18 protein-coding genes are annotated in these 17,030 nt (G+C 34.3%); 11 read left to right on the forward strand and 7 right to left on the reverse strand.

Annotated features, from left to right (window positions below):
• Window positions 1-18 precede the first annotated feature (18 nt).
• Entirely contained in the window at window positions 19-669 is a 651-nt protein-coding gene (locus ACNFIH_RS09780; protein WP_426486468.1) for a 4'-phosphopantetheinyl transferase family protein, read from the reverse strand.
• Between the two features lie 306 nt (window positions 670-975).
• Between ACNFIH_RS09780 and ahcY the strand changes: the two genes are divergently transcribed.
• The 10 genes from ahcY (at window position 976) to ACNFIH_RS09830 (ending at window position 9,696) form a co-directional block, all read left to right on the forward strand.
• A complete protein-coding gene (gene ahcY, locus ACNFIH_RS09785) occupies window positions 976-2,292 on the forward strand; it encodes an adenosylhomocysteinase (RefSeq protein WP_426486469.1) in 1,317 nt (438 codons plus the stop codon).
• Window positions 2,293-2,447: 155 nt separating this feature from the next.
• Window positions 2,448-2,921: a hypothetical protein gene (locus tag ACNFIH_RS09790; RefSeq protein WP_426486470.1), complete on the forward strand. Its 474-nt coding sequence runs from the start codon at window positions 2,448-2,450 to the stop codon at window positions 2,919-2,921.
• A gap of 174 nt (window positions 2,922-3,095) precedes the next feature.
• Window positions 3,096-5,414 carry a patatin-like phospholipase family protein gene (locus tag ACNFIH_RS09795; protein ID WP_426486471.1) on the forward strand — a complete coding sequence of 773 codons (2,319 nt, stop codon included), beginning with the start codon at window positions 3,096-3,098 and terminating at the stop codon, window positions 5,412-5,414.
• Window positions 5,415-5,663: 249 nt separating this feature from the next.
• Window positions 5,664-5,948: a hypothetical protein gene (locus tag ACNFIH_RS09800; protein ID WP_142450336.1), complete on the forward strand. Its 285-nt coding sequence runs from the start codon at window positions 5,664-5,666 to the stop codon at window positions 5,946-5,948.
• Window positions 5,949-6,000: 52 nt separating this feature from the next.
• Window positions 6,001-6,333: a DMT family transporter gene (locus ACNFIH_RS09805; protein WP_426486472.1), complete on the forward strand. Its 333-nt coding sequence runs from the start codon at window positions 6,001-6,003 to the stop codon at window positions 6,331-6,333.
• 9 nt (window positions 6,334-6,342) lie between these two features.
• A complete protein-coding gene (locus tag ACNFIH_RS09810) occupies window positions 6,343-6,810 on the forward strand; it encodes a GNAT family N-acetyltransferase (protein ID WP_426486473.1) in 468 nt (155 codons plus the stop codon).
• Window positions 6,811-6,957: 147 nt separating this feature from the next.
• A complete protein-coding gene (locus tag ACNFIH_RS09815; RefSeq protein ID WP_426486474.1) occupies window positions 6,958-7,806 on the forward strand; it encodes a bifunctional helix-turn-helix domain-containing protein/methylated-DNA--[protein]-cysteine S-methyltransferase in 849 nt (282 codons plus the stop codon).
• Between the two features lie 171 nt (window positions 7,807-7,977).
• Window positions 7,978-8,691: a 2OG-Fe(II) oxygenase gene (locus ACNFIH_RS09820; RefSeq protein ID WP_426486475.1), complete on the forward strand. Its 714-nt coding sequence runs from the start codon at window positions 7,978-7,980 to the stop codon at window positions 8,689-8,691.
• Between the two features lie 164 nt (window positions 8,692-8,855).
• A complete protein-coding gene (locus ACNFIH_RS09825) occupies window positions 8,856-9,101 on the forward strand; it encodes an Ada metal-binding domain-containing protein (RefSeq protein WP_426486476.1) in 246 nt (81 codons plus the stop codon).
• Entirely contained in the window at window positions 9,088-9,696 is a 609-nt protein-coding gene (locus tag ACNFIH_RS09830; protein WP_426486477.1) for an alpha-ketoglutarate-dependent dioxygenase AlkB family protein, read from the forward strand. Before ACNFIH_RS09825 ends, ACNFIH_RS09830 begins: the two co-directional genes overlap by 14 nt.
• 1 nt (window position 9,697) lies before the next feature.
• Here ACNFIH_RS09830 and ACNFIH_RS09835 read toward each other — a convergent pair whose 3' ends face one another.
• Together ACNFIH_RS09835 and ACNFIH_RS09840 are read right to left on the reverse strand one after the other, a co-directional pair.
• Window positions 9,698-10,021 carry an MmcQ/YjbR family DNA-binding protein gene (locus ACNFIH_RS09835; protein ID WP_426486478.1) on the reverse strand — a complete coding sequence of 108 codons (324 nt, stop codon included), beginning with the start codon at window positions 10,019-10,021 and terminating at the stop codon, window positions 9,698-9,700.
• Between the two features lie 29 nt (window positions 10,022-10,050).
• A complete protein-coding gene (locus ACNFIH_RS09840; protein WP_035646782.1) occupies window positions 10,051-10,806 on the reverse strand; it encodes an NUDIX hydrolase in 756 nt (251 codons plus the stop codon).
• Between the two features lie 254 nt (window positions 10,807-11,060).
• Here ACNFIH_RS09840 and ACNFIH_RS09845 point away from each other — a divergent pair, with 254 nt between their 5' ends.
• A complete protein-coding gene (locus tag ACNFIH_RS09845) occupies window positions 11,061-11,318 on the forward strand; it encodes a hypothetical protein (RefSeq protein ID WP_035645445.1) in 258 nt (85 codons plus the stop codon).
• 48 nt (window positions 11,319-11,366) lie between these two features.
• Here the strand turns inward: ACNFIH_RS09845 and ACNFIH_RS09850 are convergent, their stop codons facing one another.
• The 4 genes from ACNFIH_RS09850 to ACNFIH_RS09865 form a co-directional block, all read right to left on the reverse strand.
• Entirely contained in the window at window positions 11,367-13,595 is a 2,229-nt protein-coding gene (locus ACNFIH_RS09850) for a glycoside hydrolase family 3 N-terminal domain-containing protein (protein ID WP_426486479.1), read from the reverse strand.
• A gap of 14 nt (window positions 13,596-13,609) precedes the next feature.
• Window positions 13,610-15,034 (reverse strand): glycoside hydrolase family 30 protein, encoded by a 1,425-nt coding sequence (locus ACNFIH_RS09855; protein WP_426486480.1) that lies wholly within the window; start codon window positions 15,032-15,034, stop codon window positions 13,610-13,612.
• A 1-nt stretch (window position 15,035) separates the two neighbouring features.
• On the reverse strand, window positions 15,036-15,875 hold the full coding sequence (locus ACNFIH_RS09860; protein ID WP_426486481.1) for an endonuclease/exonuclease/phosphatase family protein: 840 nt from the start codon (window positions 15,873-15,875) through the stop codon (window positions 15,036-15,038).
• Between the two features lie 72 nt (window positions 15,876-15,947).
• Complete coding sequence (locus ACNFIH_RS09865) at window positions 15,948-17,021, reverse strand: glycoside hydrolase family 16 protein (protein WP_426486482.1); 1,074 nt, start codon at window positions 17,019-17,021, stop codon at window positions 15,948-15,950.
• Window positions 17,022-17,030: the final 9 nt, after the last annotated feature.

The raw sequence follows: 17,030 nt of genomic DNA on the forward strand, positions 1-17,030 counted from the left end.
TGCTACTGAAACTAAAGTCTATTTTTCAAAAGCATAAACCAAAGTAAACTTACCTTCAAAATTATCTGATTTTATTTCTTCATAATGCACATTAAAATCTTTTACCAAAACATCAAAATGAAGGCTTGCCTCAGTTTGACCTTCATTTAAAGAAAAGTTTTTGACTTTGATATGATCTTTAAAACTGATTCCTTTTTCGTTTCTGATTTTAAAGATTGCTTCTTTGGCTCCCCAAATCACGGTAAGTTTTTTTATGTATTCTTCTTTTGATGACGGATCTAAATATTCACTTTCATAATCCGTAAATTTATCCCCGATTCGAATGATTTTTTCACGCTGCAATTCCATGTCAATTCCTACCGTTTCATGGCTTATGATAATAGCTGCAAAATGGTACGAATGCGTTATTGAAATATGATTGTGACAATCAAAATAAGGTTTCCCGAATTCGTCGTAATGCAAATCTTTATCGGTAAAACCCATTTCCTGAATCAGCATTCGAACGCTCAAAAAAGCACGCTGATGCATTTGTGATTTCATTCCGTCTAGTCTTCGCTGCGTTTTTTCTTTTAAAGTTACGCGACTATACAATTCCTCAAAAGACTCGGTTATTTCCCAAATTAAAATTTTAGTGGTTTCGTTGAACTGTATGGTTTGAAATAAAGGCATTACGTTTTTAATTATGAATTATGAGTTGTGAATTATGAGTTTTTAAACCATATAAGTGATGTTCGAAATATAACTGCTGGTTCAAAAAAATGTATTAAGTAAATTTAAGCAATTCGAAACAAAGCACATTACAAAGAATCCTTTTTTAAATGAACTTACATCACTTATATGATTTAAATCATTTTATAAACTAATATTCTAAAGATTAAGAATTTAAAGATTTCACAAATCTTAGAGAAAGTAGTAAAAATAAAAAGCTATTCCTTAAATTTGCAAAAATTTTACAATTATACAAATATAATATAAATGAGTACATCGACTACGCCTTATGTGGCTTTCAAAGTAAAAGACATTTCTCTAGCGGCTTGGGGAAGAAAAGAAATTGAATTAGCTGAAGCTGAAATGCCAGGTTTAATGGCACTTCGCGCTGAATATAAAGACGAACAACCTCTTAAAGGTGCTCGTATTGCTGGATGTTTGCACATGACAATTCAGACTGCAGTTTTAATCGAAACTTTAATCGCCCTAGGTGCTGAAGTTACTTGGTCTTCTTGTAATATTTTCTCTACTCAGGATCAGGCTGCTGCTGCTATTGCTGCTGCTGGAATCTCAGTTTATGCTTGGAAAGGTCTTGACGAACAATCATTTGACTGGTGTATTGAACAAACTTTATTCTTTGGTGAAGACAGAAAACCATTGAACATGATTCTTGATGATGGTGGAGATTTAACTAATATGGTTATTGATCGTTACCCAGAATTAGTTCCTGGAATTAAAGGTCTTTCTGAAGAAACTACAACTGGTGTTCACAGACTTTACGAAAGAGTAAAAGCTGGAACTCTTCCAATGCCTGCAATCAACATTAATGACTCTGTTACTAAATCTAAATTTGATAACAAATACGGATGTAAAGAATCTGCTGTAGATGCTGTACGTCGTGCAACTGACTTAATGTTAGCTGGAAAAAGAGTTGTTGTTTGCGGATACGGTGACGTTGGAAAAGGAACTGCTGCTTCTTTCAGAGGTGCTGGTTCTATCGTAACTGTTACTGAAATTGACCCAATTTGTGCTTTGCAAGCTGCAATGGACGGTTATGAAGTTAAAAAATTAAACACTGTAATTGCTAATGCTGATATCATCATTACAACTACTGGAAACAAAGATATCGTTCTTGGAGAGCACTTCGAGCAAATGAAAGACAAAACTGTTGTTTGTAACATCGGACACTTTGATAACGAAATTGACATGGCTTGGTTGAACAAAAACCACGGTGCATCTAAAATCGAAATCAAACCACAAGTTGACAAATATACAATCGCTGGAAAAGATATCATCATTTTGGCTGAAGGTCGTTTAGTAAACCTTGGTTGTGCTACAGGTCACCCAAGTTTTGTAATGAGTAACTCATTCACAAACCAAACTTTGGCTCAAATCGAATTATGGAAAAACAGCGCTGCTTACAACAACGACGTTTACATGTTACCAAAACATTTAGATGAAAAAGTTGCTGCTTTGCACTTAGCTAAATTAGGCGTTGAACTTGAAGTTTTAAGAGAAGATCAAGCTGCTTACATTGGTGTTGAAGTTCAAGGTCCATTCAAACCAGAGTACTACAGATACTAATCTATTTTAGATTTAAAGATCTTTTAGATCTAATTACATATTCAAACCCGACAGATTTTAAAAATCTGTCGGGTTTTGTTTTTTTAATTTAATTAAGACATTTCTTCTGTTTTTCTTAAATATAAATATATTTTTGGGACACCAAAAACCAATTAATGAAAACACGTTTTATTCTATTACTATTATTAATCTTTGCTTTTCCTTTTTTTGCAATTGCCCAAAATTCTGATATGTCTAAACCTGAATTGCAACACACCATGTATCCATGGATGGAGCCAAAGCTTCCTAAAAAAATAGATAGCAACAAAAACCTTTATAAAGGTAAAGTACAAAGAGCAAAAAACAGACTTGCAAGAGAAGAACAAAAACTTATAAAACTTGGGCAAAAAGAATGGGAAATAGAATTGGATTTAAGAGCGCAGCTTGAAAATCTGAGACAACTTGAAAATTCTACAGAAAAAAGTGGCGATCCCGATTATCAAAAAAATATTGAAAAAGCCAAAATACAAATAGCTAAATCTCAAGAAAAGTTAAATAAGGCTAAAACTGAAGTAGCATTAAGCACCAAAATACTTAATGACTGTGAAATAGCCTTAAAGGATGCCAGACTTGTAAAATACGGTTCTTAAAAAATATTTCAAACCCGACAGATTTTTAAAATCTGTCGGGTTTTGTTTTTTAATGACGAATCTTTTCGAAATAGAAAAAAGATTTTATCAAAAAATATACTTTGTAAAGAATAACTGCTTAATTTTAAGAAATCAAATAAGTTCCTATTTCTCAACTACATAAACACTGTACTCTTGAAAAAAACTTCTTATTTATTCGTCTTCTTATTTTTAATGTGTCTTCCGCACATTCTTTTTTCTCAGGAAAAAAAACCTAAAGTCGTTTTAGTATTAAGCGGAGGCGGAGCAAAAGGAATTGCCCATATTCCGCTTTTGCAAAAACTGGATTCTCTGCACATTGTTCCAGATCTTATTGTTGGAAACAGTATGGGAAGCGTCATAGGAGGCTTGTATGCTATGGGATATTCTGGTGATAGTATTGAAAATTTAACTAAAAGTATTAGTTGGGATAAACTACTTGGTGGAGGCCAGTCGTTACGATCTGTGAGTGCCGAAGAAAAAAGAGAATTTCAAAGATATGTAGTGGGAATAGGTGTTAAAGACGGAAAACTTAACAGCGTTGGTTCTCTGCTAAATGATCAGAATCTAAGAGAATATCTTTCTGAATTGACCTTTCCTGTATATAATGTTAGGGATTTTGACAGCCTTCCGATACCTTTTAGAGCTATGGCTACAGACTTAGCAGAGGGCAAAGAAGTCATTTTAAGCAAAGGCAGTTTAGCTTATGCCATGCGGGCCAGTATGTCCTTGCCTGCGATTTTCAAACCGATGCCTTACGAGAAAACAGTGTTGGTAGACGGAGGTGTATTAAATAATTTCCCGACTGACGTTGCTAAACAAATGGGTGCCGATATCATTATTGGAAGTGACGTAGGAGGCGGAATGGAACCAACAGATAAGCTAAATAATCTGATGACGATTTTGATGCAAACGAGTATGTTTCCGAGTAACATTAAAAATCCCGCAAATCGTGATCTTTGCACAATATTAGTTGATCATTTACCCAACTTGCGCTTCTCAACCGCTGATTTTGCAGACAGCGACGAAATCTACAAAGATGGCAAAATAGCAACAAATCAAAATCTTCCGGCATTAATTGCTTTATCAGAAAAACTTAAAGCATTTCCGCAACGAACTCATGCATTGCCTGATATGCCTAAAGAATTTGTTCTAGATACAATAGTTTATAAAAAAATAAGTCCAGAAAACCTTCCTTTAGTAGTAGGAAGAGCAAACCTTAAAACGCATGTAAAATACACTACCAAAGATTTAATAGCAGGCATTAACAGAGCCATGGGAACCAATCTTTTTGACGAAATTACATACAGCTATTTCGTCAAAGACGGGAACAAACTCGGAATTAACTTGTTTGGATTTGAACGCGCCAAAAATCAGCTCAATACATCAATCCATTATGATACTTATAGAGGTGTTGGAATTATTTTTAATTACACCGGAAGAAACATTCTTGCAGACGCCTCCCGCCTACTGGTAACGGTCGATATTGCAGAACAGCCAAAAGCCAGAATCAATTATCAAAAGAATTTTGGAGGACATCGAGAATGGTGGTGGGCAACTGAAGCTTATGGCGCCTTATTGCGACAAGAAATTTACATAAATGGCAAAGCCTCAGACAATATACTTTATAATACTTTTGAATTCAACAATGAAATAAACAGAAACTTAAATTCCCTGAAAAGCTATTTTGGCTTTGGTCTAAACTATCACTACACCAATTTAAAACCAAAATACGATCGTGAATACAATCCAAATTCTATTTCACTAACGAATTACAGTTTTAATAACATCGAATTCAACATGCATTATTCCTATAATGACATGGATAAAGTTTTTTTCGCTACGAACGGAACCATTATAAAATCAAATGTTTCCCGATCATTTCTCACTGACATTGAAGCTTCTTTCTCTGATCCCGATTTAACAAGTGTTTCGGGTTCAACAAATGGTTACACAAAATTTGGTTTTGGCATCGAAAAAAGACTGCTCTTAAAAAAGAAAATTACCGGAATTGTTGGGTTTGATTCTTATTTTATTTTTCAGGATAAACTTAAAAATGATCAAATTCCGTTTTCAGGATTCGGTTATGCTTCAAAGTATTTCTTAGGCGGAATTATTCCGAGTTCTGGCAGTAATCGTTTTTCCTTTGCAGGTCTGCACGAAGACGAACTCAACGTCACACAATATATGGGACTAAAACTCGCATCTCAAGTAAATATTACTGGAAAAGTTTATCTGACGCCTCATTTTAATATTGCAAGCGTCGGTTTTGACACTTTTGACGATTATATCGACCACGCATTTAGTCCAAAAGGAAATTGGGATGAAAATTTAGAACCTAGTCTCGTAATATCAGGAGGCGCCGCAATTTCTTATCAATCTATTTTAGGTCCAATTCATTTTGACACTTCCTGGATAAATAATATTGATAAAGTTAGATTTTTTTTCAGCGTTGGATTATCTCTCAATCCGTAGTAGGTTTTAAAAGTTTTTTTTAAAAATCTAAAATTATCAGGGCGTGCCATTATTTAAAAAAAGGCCTAAATATACTTCGCGCGCATGAGGCCTTTTCTTAAATAATGTCGGGCTATCCGCGCTACTTCGGTAGCCTGCTCCTATCCCTCACGCACACGTAGACTAAGAACTTTAAATATTCTGATATTATTTCATGGCTCCAGAAATTTTAAGTTTAAATTTGAAGCTCCAGAACATCAAAAAAAAATTATGATCGAAAAAGTTTTATGTGAAATACATGGTTCAAAAGAAATGACTTTTGCCTGCATTCACATTGCAATGGCAATAGATTCAAAAGAAAAAGTAGGTTTTTACTATTCAGAAGTCAAAGAAGATCTTCCGCAAATTGCCTGGTGCGGACAATGTGAACAATGGCTTCTTGATAACGGTGAAGAATGGACTAGCGTTTTTCAAGCCAAAGCCGATTTTAAAATGTTGTGCCTTGATTGTTTTGATGAGGTAAAAAACAATGAAACAGAAATTCATATTCGATAAATAAATTCTTTTCGGTTTCAAACAAAGCTTAACTTTGTAAAAAACGTTAACCATGAAAAACTTTTTATTTTTATTCATTGCCATCATCTTCGAAATCATAGCGACTTCGGCATTAAAAAAATCTGAAGAATTCACTAAATTAATTCCGAGTATTATTACCGTTATTGGTTATTGTGGCGCATTTTATTGTTTGAGTTTTGCCATTAGAACTATTCCTGTTGGTTTTGCTTATGCGATTTGGTCTGGCGTTGGAATTGTTTTAATTACCGCAATCGGTGCTATTTTCTTCAAAGAAATACCAGATTTACCAGCGATAATTGGTTTAAGTTTAATTGTAATTGGTGTTATTATAATTAATGTTTTTTCTAAAACTGTAGCGCATTAATTTTTTAAAATGAATTTCAAAAAAGCTACAATTTCAGATCTTGCAGAAATGAAGGAATTGTTTGTCCAAACTATTAGATCTGTCTGCAAAAACGATTATAATCCAGCTCAAATTGAAGCCTGGACTTCCGGTGCAAAAATTACACAACGATGGAGTGATGTTGTCGAAAAGCAATTTGTTTTACTTGCCATTATTCAAGATAAAATCGCGGGTTTCGGAACTTTGAAAGACAATAATTACATTGATTTTTTCTTCATTCATAAAGATTTCCAAAGACAAGGAATTGCCAACAAAATCTTTACCGAATTAGAACTCGAAGCTAAAAAACATAATTCAAAAATTATAACTTCTGACGTAAGCATAACCGCAAAACCCTTTTTCGAAAAGAAAGGATTTGTTGTAAAAATCGAACAAAAAAATAGGATAAAAGGCGTCGAAATCATTAATTATAAAATGGAAAAAGAAATTAAATATTAGTTTGAAGTTTGAAGTTTAAGGTTTCACGTTCCAATGTAACTTGAAACCTGAAACCTGAAACAAAACAAACAAAAATCTATTTCCGCAAGTTTCGGATTTTATACCCGCAAAAACCAATCGATCTTTGCCTTATAAAATGGAATAAAAATGAACACACAAGAAACCATTAATTATAATCGCATCGCTGAAGCCATCGATTATATCAAAGCAAATTTTAAAGATCAGCCCAATCTTGATGAGGTTGCGGAGAAAGTGCATTTGAGTCCGTTTCACTTTCAGAGGCTTTTTAGCGATTGGGCAGGCACAAGTCCGAAGAAGTTTTTACAGTATACGAGTTTGGAACATGCCAAGAAATTACTCAAAGAAAATCAGGCAACCATTTCTGAAACCGCTTTTGAAACCGGACTTTCAGGAACCAGCCGACTTCACGATTTATTTGTAAATATTGAAGGAATGACTCCTGCAGAATATAAAAACGGTGGAAAAAATCTGGAAATAAACTACAGTTTTGCCGAAAGTCCGTTTGGGAATATAATTGTCGCATCAACTCAAAAAGGCGTTTGTTTTATGGCTTTCGCCGAAGAAGAAGCAATTGGATTTGAAGATTTGAAACATAAATTTCCGAATGCCTCTTTCTCTCGAAAATTAGATTTGGCACAACAAAATGCACTCTTTATTTTCCAAAATGACTGGAGCAAATTATCCGAAATTAAACTTCATTTAAAAGGAACTGATTTTCAACTTAAAGTCTGGGAAACCTTGCTTAAAATTCCGATGGGACAACTTTCTACTTATGGTTCCATTGCACAAAAAATCGATAAACCAAATGCTTCCAGAGCAGTCGGCACAGCGATTGGAAGTAATCCTGTTGCATTTCTAATTCCGTGTCATCGCGTCATTCAATCTTCAGGAATTTTTGGAGGTTATATGTGGGGAAATACCCGAAAAACCGTCATTATTGGTTGGGAAGGCGCGCAGATAAATTCCGAATTCTAATTCACACAAAGTATATCCGTAGAGACGCACAGCAGTGCGTCTAACATCACGTATTTCCTCACAGAATCTTTGTCAACAATCTTTGCGTAGACGCACTGCTGTGCGCCTCTACGATGAAACAAATACAAATGATTCGTCAACACACATTTAAATTACCTCTAAAAATTTTTTATGCAAAATATACAATCAAAAATTGCTTCTCAAAACTGGGAAAGCATCACCGAATCTATGCACGAAAATGGCTTCGCAATAATTCCAAACGTACTTAATAACAAACAATGTGAGGACCTAAAATTTGATTATGACAATCCAAATCTATATCGAAAAACAGTTGTTATGGAACGCTATCGTTTTGGTTTGGGCGAATATAAATATTTCAATTATCCGTTGCCGGATTTGATTCAAAACTTACGTCCTTCTATTTATCCGAAATTGGCGCCAATCGCAAATGCATGGATGAAAGCGCTGAATATTAATACTGTTTTCCCAGAAAAACACGAAGAACTATTAAAACAATGCCACGACAATAATCAGTTAAAAGCAACAGTTTTGATTCTTAAATACGGTAAAAGCGGATTCAATACTTTGCATCAGGATTTATATGGCGATGTATATTTCCCCATTCAAATTGTGCTTTTCCTTTCTGATCCTGAAGAAGATTATTCAGGCGGAGAATTTGTATTGACACAACAAACACCAAGAGCACAATCAAAAGCAATTGTATTGAAACCAAAAAAGGGAGACATTTTAGTTTTCACAACCAATTTCAGACCTGTAAAAGGAACAAAAGGTTATTATCGCGTGAATATGAAACATGGTGTTAGTGAAATTCATTCGGGTGAACGATATACATTAGGGATAATTTTTCATGATGCATTGACTTAGTTTTAATCTCGCAAAGTCGCGAAGACGCAAAGGAATACATCTTACTTTGTGTTTTAAGTTTTTTAAATAAAAACTTTGCGTCTTCGCGACTTTGCGAGAGATTTACTCACTTGCTTTTAGGCACGTAGTTGTGCGTCTATACGTCAAAAAATATCCATAAATAAATGACAAAACATTATGAAATATCTGATTCACATCTTCGGAATAAAATTAAAAATGCAGAAATTTGTTTCGGTGGAAACCAAAAATTAAAAATCTACGGAACACTAAAATGTTCTTCGGGAAAAAGAATGAAACGCGAAAATCGAGTTTTCTTTTTATCTGAAAATGAAGCTAAAGAAAATGGTTTCAGACCTTGCGGACATTGCATGAAACCCGAATATCAAAATTGGAAAAATGGACTTATTTAATCCTGAAACTGACGAAAACACCAATTTACTTCCGAAAGATGGAACTGTAAATTATTACGGAAAATTGTTTTCCAGAGCAGAAGCAGATTTTTATCGCGATATTTTATTAAATTCTATCGAGTGGAAAAATGACGAAGCAATCATCTTTGGAAAATTAATTTTAACCAAACGAAAAGTGGCTTGGTACGGTGATCAAGAATTTGAATATACATACTCAAATACCACAAAAAAAGCACTTCCGTGGACTCCGGAATTATTAAAATTAAAAGCTTTTATTGAAGAAAAAACGGGAGAAACTTTCAATTCTTGTTTACTAAATCTATACCATTCTGGCGAAGAAGGAATGGCCTGGCACAGCGACGCAGAAAAAGATTTAAAAAAGAACGGCGCAATTGGTTCAGTAAGTTTTGGCGCGGAAAGAAAGTTTGCTTTCAAACATAAAGAATCGAAAGAAGTTGTTTCTCTAATTTTAGAACATGGAAGTCTATTAGTAATGAAAGATGAAACGCAGACACATTGGTTGCATCGTTTGCCTCCAACAAAAACAACACAAAAACCTAGAGTAAACTTGACTTTTAGAACTATTGTGCGATAAATTATTTCTTCTTTTTTGGAGCAACATTTTGGTAAGAAAGCAACAAAGCATCTTCAAACATTTCTGATCTTACTTTTGAAAGTTCTACAATTGTCCAGCCTTGTTTTCCCCATTTGTTCGGAATTGGATAAAAAATCATTTCGCTTGAAGCACAAAAAACAGATTGATCGATTTCATTTAACTTCAAGACTGCACGATTATTTTTTTCATCAAAAGTGGCAAATATTTTTTTGTTGATGCGAAAAGATGTTTTCTCGAAGTGTGGTTCCTCAGTTGCATTTTCGAATGACAAAGCCATTTTTTTAAAATTTTCAAAAGAAACCATAATCGCAAGTTTTAAAATTAAACCTTATTTTACCAACCTTGATTCAACCCATTTTTTAAGATTTCATCATATTTTTCTTTATCGAAAGAATATAAGTTTGGGGCTTTGTGCGCAACATTACTTTTCTTTTCGTCGAGCTTTTTCAGGATTCCAATGTTGGTTATTTTTCTGAGAAAATTTCGGCGATCCAGCTTTTTATCCAAAATCGTTTCATACAATTTTTGAAGTTCTGGAATCGTGAATTTCTCAGGAAGCAAATTATAACCAATTGGCATTAAATTTAATTCTGTTCTCAAAGTATCCAATGCTTTATCCAGAATTTCTTTGTGATCTAAAATAAGTTCAGGAACTTCTTTATGATCTATCCACTCCACAATTTCACGATCGCTTGAAGGTTTTGGAATCGTTTTTAAAAAATCGACCAAGGCATAATAACCAATTGTAACAAAACGACGCAAAAGCCATTTCCCTTTTGCTTCTTCAATTTCTAAATACTCTAATACTTTTTTATCAAAGTGCTGATCGTTTCGTTTTACCTTTCCAAAAGTAGCAAATTGCCTTAAAAAAATCCCATCGACACCAGTTCTGTCATTTAAAACAGTTACTGCAGCAGTATCAATATCCTGATCTACAGGAATAAATCCTCCTGGCAATGACCATTTTGGATTTCTGTCCACTTTGATCAGCAAAACCTTTAGCTGATTGTCGTGAAAGCCAAAAATGACACAGTCAATCGACAGCCCAGGCTGATAATTTTCATTATTCTCTATGATGTCTTTTAACATTTTTGACATTTAATTGCCTCTTTTCATTATTAAATAACGGTGCAATTTAGTGCATTTTTATAAAAACAAAACAATTTGGCAGTTGTTAAATAAGTGTGGCTATTACAATTTTAACTTAAAATTAAAATCAAATATAAAAAAAATAAGTACATTGCGTCATAATAACACATTTAAATAAATTTGTTATTATTTTAAGATAAAAGAAAGTAAATTATTACAATTGTTTTGTGATTCAGTAAATCAGCGTGAGAGATATGAGCACTAATCCATTAAAAGACATAAATAAAAAAATAAGAACCAAAATCTGGACTTCTTTCGGATTTGTTTCGAAAACTTATTTATTGGAAGAATCAATAAAATACAGCCAGCAACAGGAAAAAATTTTCAACGAAATGATTGTTGAAACTGAGGCTAAAGATAAAAAGGCAAAACGCGAAGCTTTTGATAAAGCATTGTACGCATCATATAAAGGAATTGGCGCTATGGATTTTATAAATACTGTTTTGAAATAATTCAAAAACCTTTATAAATCCATAACGCCAATTTAAAATTGACTTCTACTATTGTACTAATTCAAAGTCTGCTCTAAGTTTTATATCTGCTGACGAAGCTCCAATCATTACTTCGAAATCTCCTGGTTCAGCAACCCATTCTAATTTATTGTTATAGAACGAAAGTTTTTCTTTGTCAATTGTAAATTCAATTGTTTTAGATTCTCCCGCATTTAATTTCACTTTTTGGAAATCTCTTAATTCTAAAATTGGACGAACTACAGATCCAAATTTATCTTTCAAATACAACTGAACAACTTCTTCTCCCGCAACTTTTCCAACATTTGATAATTGGAAAGAAACTTTAATGGTTTCGTTGCTTTTGATTTTTGTAGAAGAAAGTTTCAAACCAGAATAATCAAATTTTGTATAACTCAAACCATATCCGAATGGGAATTTAGGAGAGTTTTTCAAATCAATATAAGCTGAAACATAATTCTTTGAATCTTCATTTTTAGCTGGTCTTCCAGTACTGAAATGATTGTAGTAAATTGGAATTTGACCAACTTCTCTTGGGAAAGTCATAGGCAATTTTCCTGATGGATTATAATCTCCAAATAAAACATTTGCGATTGCATTTCCTGCTTCTGTTCCTAACCACCAAGTGTAAACAATCGCCGGAACGTTGTCTGCTGTCCAGTTAAAAATAAGAGGACGTCCTGCATTTACTAAAACTACAACTGGTTTTCCTGTGGCTTGAATTGCTTTTACTAAATCTTCCTGAACACCTGGCAAATGCAAATCGCTTCGGCTTTTTGCTTCACCGCTCATATCACGTCTTTCACCAATACTCAAAATAACAACATCAGCTTGTTTTGCAGTTGCAACTGCTTCGGCAAAACCATCTTTATTATCGCCATCTACTTCACAACCTTTAGCATAAAGCAATTTGGTATTTTTGCCTACTTTATTCTGCAGACCATCCCATTGAGAAACCACCCATTTATCATAATCAACATCTGGAAGTTCTACAGACCAAAATCCCATATTGGCTTTGTATTCTTTTACCATTGGACCAATAAATGCAATAGTTTTTAAGTTTTTAGAAAGCGGTAAAGTCTGGTTTTCATTCTTTAATAAAACAATACTTTTTTGTGCTACGTCAAGTGCTGCTTTTCTGTTTTCTGGATTCGCCAAAACTTTTTCTGCTCTTTTGTCATCAGAATATTTGTAAGGATCATCGAATAAACCTAATTCAAATTTCTTACGTAAAATACGTTTTACTGCATCATCAATTAAATCAACAGAAACTCTTCCTTCTTTTACTAATTCTGCTAAATTTTTACGATACGCATTACTTTCCATATCCATATCACTTCCTGCAGTAATAGCAGAATAAGCAGCTTCTTTAAGATCTTTTGAATAACCGTGCGCTACCATTTCGCCAATTGATCCCCAGTCTGAAACTACGAAACCTTGAAAATTCCATTTTCCTTTTAAAATATCGCGTTGCAAATGTGCATTTCCTGTTGCTGGAATTCCATTTAAATCATTAAATGAATTCATAAACGTTGCCGCACCAGCATCTAAAGCTGATTTAAAAGGAGGTAAATACGTTTCTAAAAGCATTCTTTCGCTCATATCAACTGAGTTGTAATCTCTTCCGCCAACACCTGCGCCATAAGCCGCAAAGTGTTTTACGCAAGCCATAACAGAGTTTAAATCGCCTAATTTGTTTCCTTGAAAACCTTTTACGCGTGCATAAGCAATTTTAGTACCTAAGTACGTATCTTCTCCGGCACCTTCCATAACTCTTCCCCATCTTGGATCGCGGCCAATATCGACCATTGGCGCAAATGTCCAGTGGATACCGCTTGCTGCAGCTTCTGTCGCCGCAACTCTAGCTGCTAATTCAATTGCTGCTAAATCCCAGCTCGCTGCTTCAGCTAACGGAATTGGGAATGTTGTTTTGTAACCGTGAATAACATCCTGACCAAACAACAACGGAATTTTTAAGCGAGACTGCATCGCTAATTCCTGATATTGTCTTGTATATTTTGTTCCGATGATATTCAGCATCGAACCGATTAAACCTTGTTTAATTTCAGATTGTTTATTCGGATTTATCGTAATTGGTCCTGTTGCCTGATTATCGCCTGTGTATTGATTCAGCTGGCCAATTTTTTCTTCAATAGTCATTTTCTTCAACAGATCATTCACTTTTTGATCTATTGTCTGCTGTTGCGCTGTCGCAAAAAACGTAGCCATCAGCAAGGCAAATGTGGTTAATTTCTTCATGAATTTAATTTTGATTACCAAACGTAAGTTGCTACAGCACCTTCGTTTAAAGTAGTTGAAATTTGTTTTTGATTGTATTTGATATTGAATGTTTCTGCTGAAGTTCCATCATTTTCTACAATTAGAACAATTTGTCCCGACGGAGTTTTGAAAGCAACGTTGTGTAAATTACCGGCAATATTACTTCCAATTCGTACTGATCCTTCAGGAACAAATTTTGAAGCGTGACCAATTAGGTAATAACCTACTTCTCGCTTAATATTCTGGTTTTGATCAATCATCAAAGCACCTTTACAAGTAGAACAACCTCCTGGAGTAAATGGTTTATAATATTCATCATTTGCCAATCCCCATGAAAGTGCAATTTTGCTCCAGTTTCTCATTGAACCAATTACAACATTTTTTACACCCCATTTCAAATCATTTTCAAAACTGCTTTTTGATCCTGTGTATTGTTCTGTAAAATATAAATCTTTGTCTGGAAATGCATTGTGAACCGTTGTTAAAGCACTGATATCACCTTCGTACAAGTGAAACGCTGAACCAGTCACAAAAGGATTTGCTTTTGTATCTTTTAAAATAGTCAAAGGATATTCTGGTTTGTTGCAATTATGATCATAGACAATAATTTTAGTTTTTATTCCTGCTGCTTTAAACGCAGGTCCTAAATTATTTCCAATAAAATCTGCTTGCTGTTCAGCCAACATCAACATACTCGGATTATTTCCTGGGTGCAACGGTTCGTTTTGAGGTGTAATTGCATCGATTACAATTCCTTGTGCTTTCATTGCCTGAATATATTTCACAAAATATTCAGCATACACCTGATAGTATTTTGGTTGTAAACTTCCACCTTTTGAGCTTCCGTTATCTTTCATCCAAACGGGCGGCGACCAAGGCGAACCCATAATTTTGATTTTCGGATTTATAGCTAAAATCTCTTTTAAAACCGGAACCACATCTTTTAAATCTGGACCAAGGTTGAAATGTTCCAGTTTCAAATCTGTTTGGCCTTCTGGCATATCATCATACGAAAAAACCACCTCATTCAAATCTGAAGCACCAATACTGATTCTTAAATAACTTATACCTACAGCATCATTTTTTCTTGAAAAAAGCTCTTGAAGCAATGCTTCTCTTTTTGCTTTATCCAATTTCAAAATCGTCTGAGCACTTCCTCCTGTTAAAGAAAATCCAAAACCTTCAATGGTTTGAAATTTTTGAGAAGCGTCAACAGTGATAGTCTGATTTGAATTTACATCAGAATTAAAAATCAAATCTGGCTGTTTTTTCAATTTTGATGATTCATCTGTAGTTGTAATCCAAGATTCAGCTTTTCCAGAATTGGAAACTGTGCTTTTTGAAGAACCACATTTTATTTGAACTGCAATTAAAGGCAGCAAAAGTAAAATTTGGAGTTTTTTGTTGATGTTTTTCATTTTAATCTATTTCTATTAAAACAGGTAAATGATCCGATGGATATTTTAAATCTTTAGAATCACTTAAAACTGCGTGTTTATAAATCTTAAGTCCGCTATTTTTTGAAACAAAAATGTAATCAAGTAATAAGGTTACAGGTTTGTCGTGTTTAAAATCATTGAATGTTCCAGATGGTCCGAAAGGTTTTTCTACTGAAACATCTTTCGTGTCATTCATCACTTTTTTTATTTCGGCAATTTGTTTTGTCTCTGGTTCCGAATTAAAATCTCCCATTAAAAAAACAGGGTATTTTTTAGTATTTATTGCTTGAATTTTTGACAAAACAAGTTCAACACCTTTCACTCTTGCCACCTCGCCCATATGATCCAGATGCAGATTAAAAACATAAAATACCTTTTTGGTTTTTAAATCTTTAAAAAGACCATAAGTACAAACTCTATTGCAGGCTGCGTCCCAACCTCTGGAAACTACACTTGGTGTTTCTGATAACCAAAATGTATTGGATTCCTGAACTTGAAAACGATCTTTTTTATAAAATATCATAGCTGCTTCTCCCGTTCCTTTTTCCTCTCTTCCAATTCCAAATCTGGCATAATCTGGCAAGGCCGATGCAATATCAATTACTTGATTTGGCAATCCTTCTTGAATTCCAAAAATATCCGGACTATAAAATTGCATTTGAGAAGTAAAATACTCCTTTCTATTTGCCCAAGCATTTTCTCCATCTGAAGCAACATCCAAACGAATATTATACGTCATCAATTTCAGATTCTGACCAAAAAAAGATTGACTTGCCAAAACAAGCATTACTGCTAAAACTATTTTATTTACTGTTTTCATATTTAAAAAATTTAATCTCGTAAAGCTAGGTTTTCCGAGGCTTTACAAAAAATAAATCATTTAAAAATTATGTTAATTATATACCCTAACGTAATCAACTTCGAAAGTTGCACTTGTAAAATTAGGGTCAACTTTTCCTCCAAAGTTTCCGCCCATGGCTAAATTCAAAATCAAGAAAAAGTTGGCATTAAATGGTGTCGAACTGCTGTTTGCGTAAGTGTAAAACAAATTATCATCTACATAAAACTTTATGCTTTCTGCACTCCATTCTGCTGCATAAACGTGAAATTCTGTTGCTGAATTTGGAACTGTCGTAGTAGCCGTATCAGGCGTATTTCCAGAACGTCCAGGCGAATGCAAAGAAGAATGATTTACGTTTGGATTATTTCCAACTGATTCTAAAATATCGACCTCACCACAAGCTGGCCATGGCGCCGTATCAATATTGTCACCAAGCATCCAGAAAGCTGGCCAGGTTCCTCCGCCTACTGGCAACTTTGCACGAACTTCAGCGCGACCATATTTAAATGAAAACTTTCCTTTTGTAAGTATTCTTGTCGATGTATAATGGCTTCCCATATACTCTTCTTTTATTGCTTTGATTTTTAGCGTTCCGTTTGAAATAATTACATTTTCAGGACGAGTAGTATAATATTCTAATTCGTTATTTCCCCAACCGTCGCCAGTTCCTGTATTATAACCCCATTTAGCGCTATTAGGAGCTCCGTCTACATCAAACTCATCTGCCCAAAGTATTTTTCTTGCAACAAAAACATTTACAGAAGTTGTCGTGCTTACAAACTGTAATCCGTTATAGGCTGAAACAATAATTGGGTATGTTTTAGTTCCTGAAGCTGTAAATTCATAAGTAAAATCACCCGTTGAAATTTCTTTTAACTGATTATCAATCACTACCTTATAAGATGTAGCATTTGATGCTGAAATGGTAAGTTTTACCTTTCCGCTTCCGTCGCCATTGGGCTTTTCGGCTGTTTTTCCAACAACGTCCACCTGAACAGAAAGATTTGACGGACCAGTTACAACAGGCGCATCGCCTCCGCCATCATTACCGCTACTGCAGGATTGACAGACGAATAACAAGGCTATTAAAAAGCTTGCTTTTTTTATTAAAGTATTTAGTTTCATTGGTTTTAG

Origin of the sequence: Flavobacterium sp. 2 (assembly GCF_049949195.1) — a bacterium.
Lineage (GTDB): Bacteria > Bacteroidota > Bacteroidia > Flavobacteriales > Flavobacteriaceae > Flavobacterium.

Bases quoted from the DNA above. Each gene is read 5' to 3' on its own strand.
- ACNFIH_RS09815 (WP_426486474.1), top strand. From the start codon at position 6,958: ATGAACACACAAGAAACCATTAATTATAATCGCATCGCTGAAGCCATC.
- ACNFIH_RS09790 (WP_426486470.1), top strand. From the start codon at position 2,448: ATGAAAACACGTTTTATTCTATTACTATTATTAATCTTTGCTTTTCCT.
- ACNFIH_RS09860 (WP_426486481.1), bottom strand. From the start codon at position 15,875: ATGAAAACAGTAAATAAAATAGTTTTAGCAGTAATGCTTGTTTTGGCA.
- ACNFIH_RS09820 (WP_426486475.1), top strand. From the start codon at position 7,978: ATGCAAAATATACAATCAAAAATTGCTTCTCAAAACTGGGAAAGCATC.
- ACNFIH_RS09780 (WP_426486468.1), bottom strand. From the start codon at position 669: ATGCCTTTATTTCAAACCATACAGTTCAACGAAACCACTAAAATTTTA.
- ACNFIH_RS09845 (WP_035645445.1), top strand. From the start codon at position 11,061: ATGAGCACTAATCCATTAAAAGACATAAATAAAAAAATAAGAACCAAA.
- ACNFIH_RS09830 (WP_426486477.1), top strand. From the start codon at position 9,088: ATGGACTTATTTAATCCTGAAACTGACGAAAACACCAATTTACTTCCG.
- ACNFIH_RS09840 (WP_035646782.1), bottom strand. From the start codon at position 10,806: ATGTTAAAAGACATCATAGAGAATAATGAAAATTATCAGCCTGGGCTG.
- ahcY (WP_426486469.1), top strand. From the start codon at position 976: ATGAGTACATCGACTACGCCTTATGTGGCTTTCAAAGTAAAAGACATT.
- ACNFIH_RS09835 (WP_426486478.1), bottom strand. From the start codon at position 10,021: ATGGTTTCTTTTGAAAATTTTAAAAAAATGGCTTTGTCATTCGAAAAT.
- ACNFIH_RS09850 (WP_426486479.1), bottom strand. From the start codon at position 13,595: ATGAAGAAATTAACCACATTTGCCTTGCTGATGGCTACGTTTTTTGCG.
- ACNFIH_RS09865 (WP_426486482.1), bottom strand. From the start codon at position 17,021: ATGAAACTAAATACTTTAATAAAAAAAGCAAGCTTTTTAATAGCCTTG.
- ACNFIH_RS09805 (WP_426486472.1), top strand. From the start codon at position 6,001: ATGAAAAACTTTTTATTTTTATTCATTGCCATCATCTTCGAAATCATA.
- ACNFIH_RS09825 (WP_426486476.1), top strand. From the start codon at position 8,856: ATGACAAAACATTATGAAATATCTGATTCACATCTTCGGAATAAAATT.
- ACNFIH_RS09800 (WP_142450336.1), top strand. From the start codon at position 5,664: ATGATCGAAAAAGTTTTATGTGAAATACATGGTTCAAAAGAAATGACT.
- ACNFIH_RS09810 (WP_426486473.1), top strand. From the start codon at position 6,343: ATGAATTTCAAAAAAGCTACAATTTCAGATCTTGCAGAAATGAAGGAA.
- ACNFIH_RS09855 (WP_426486480.1), bottom strand. From the start codon at position 15,034: ATGAAAAACATCAACAAAAAACTCCAAATTTTACTTTTGCTGCCTTTA.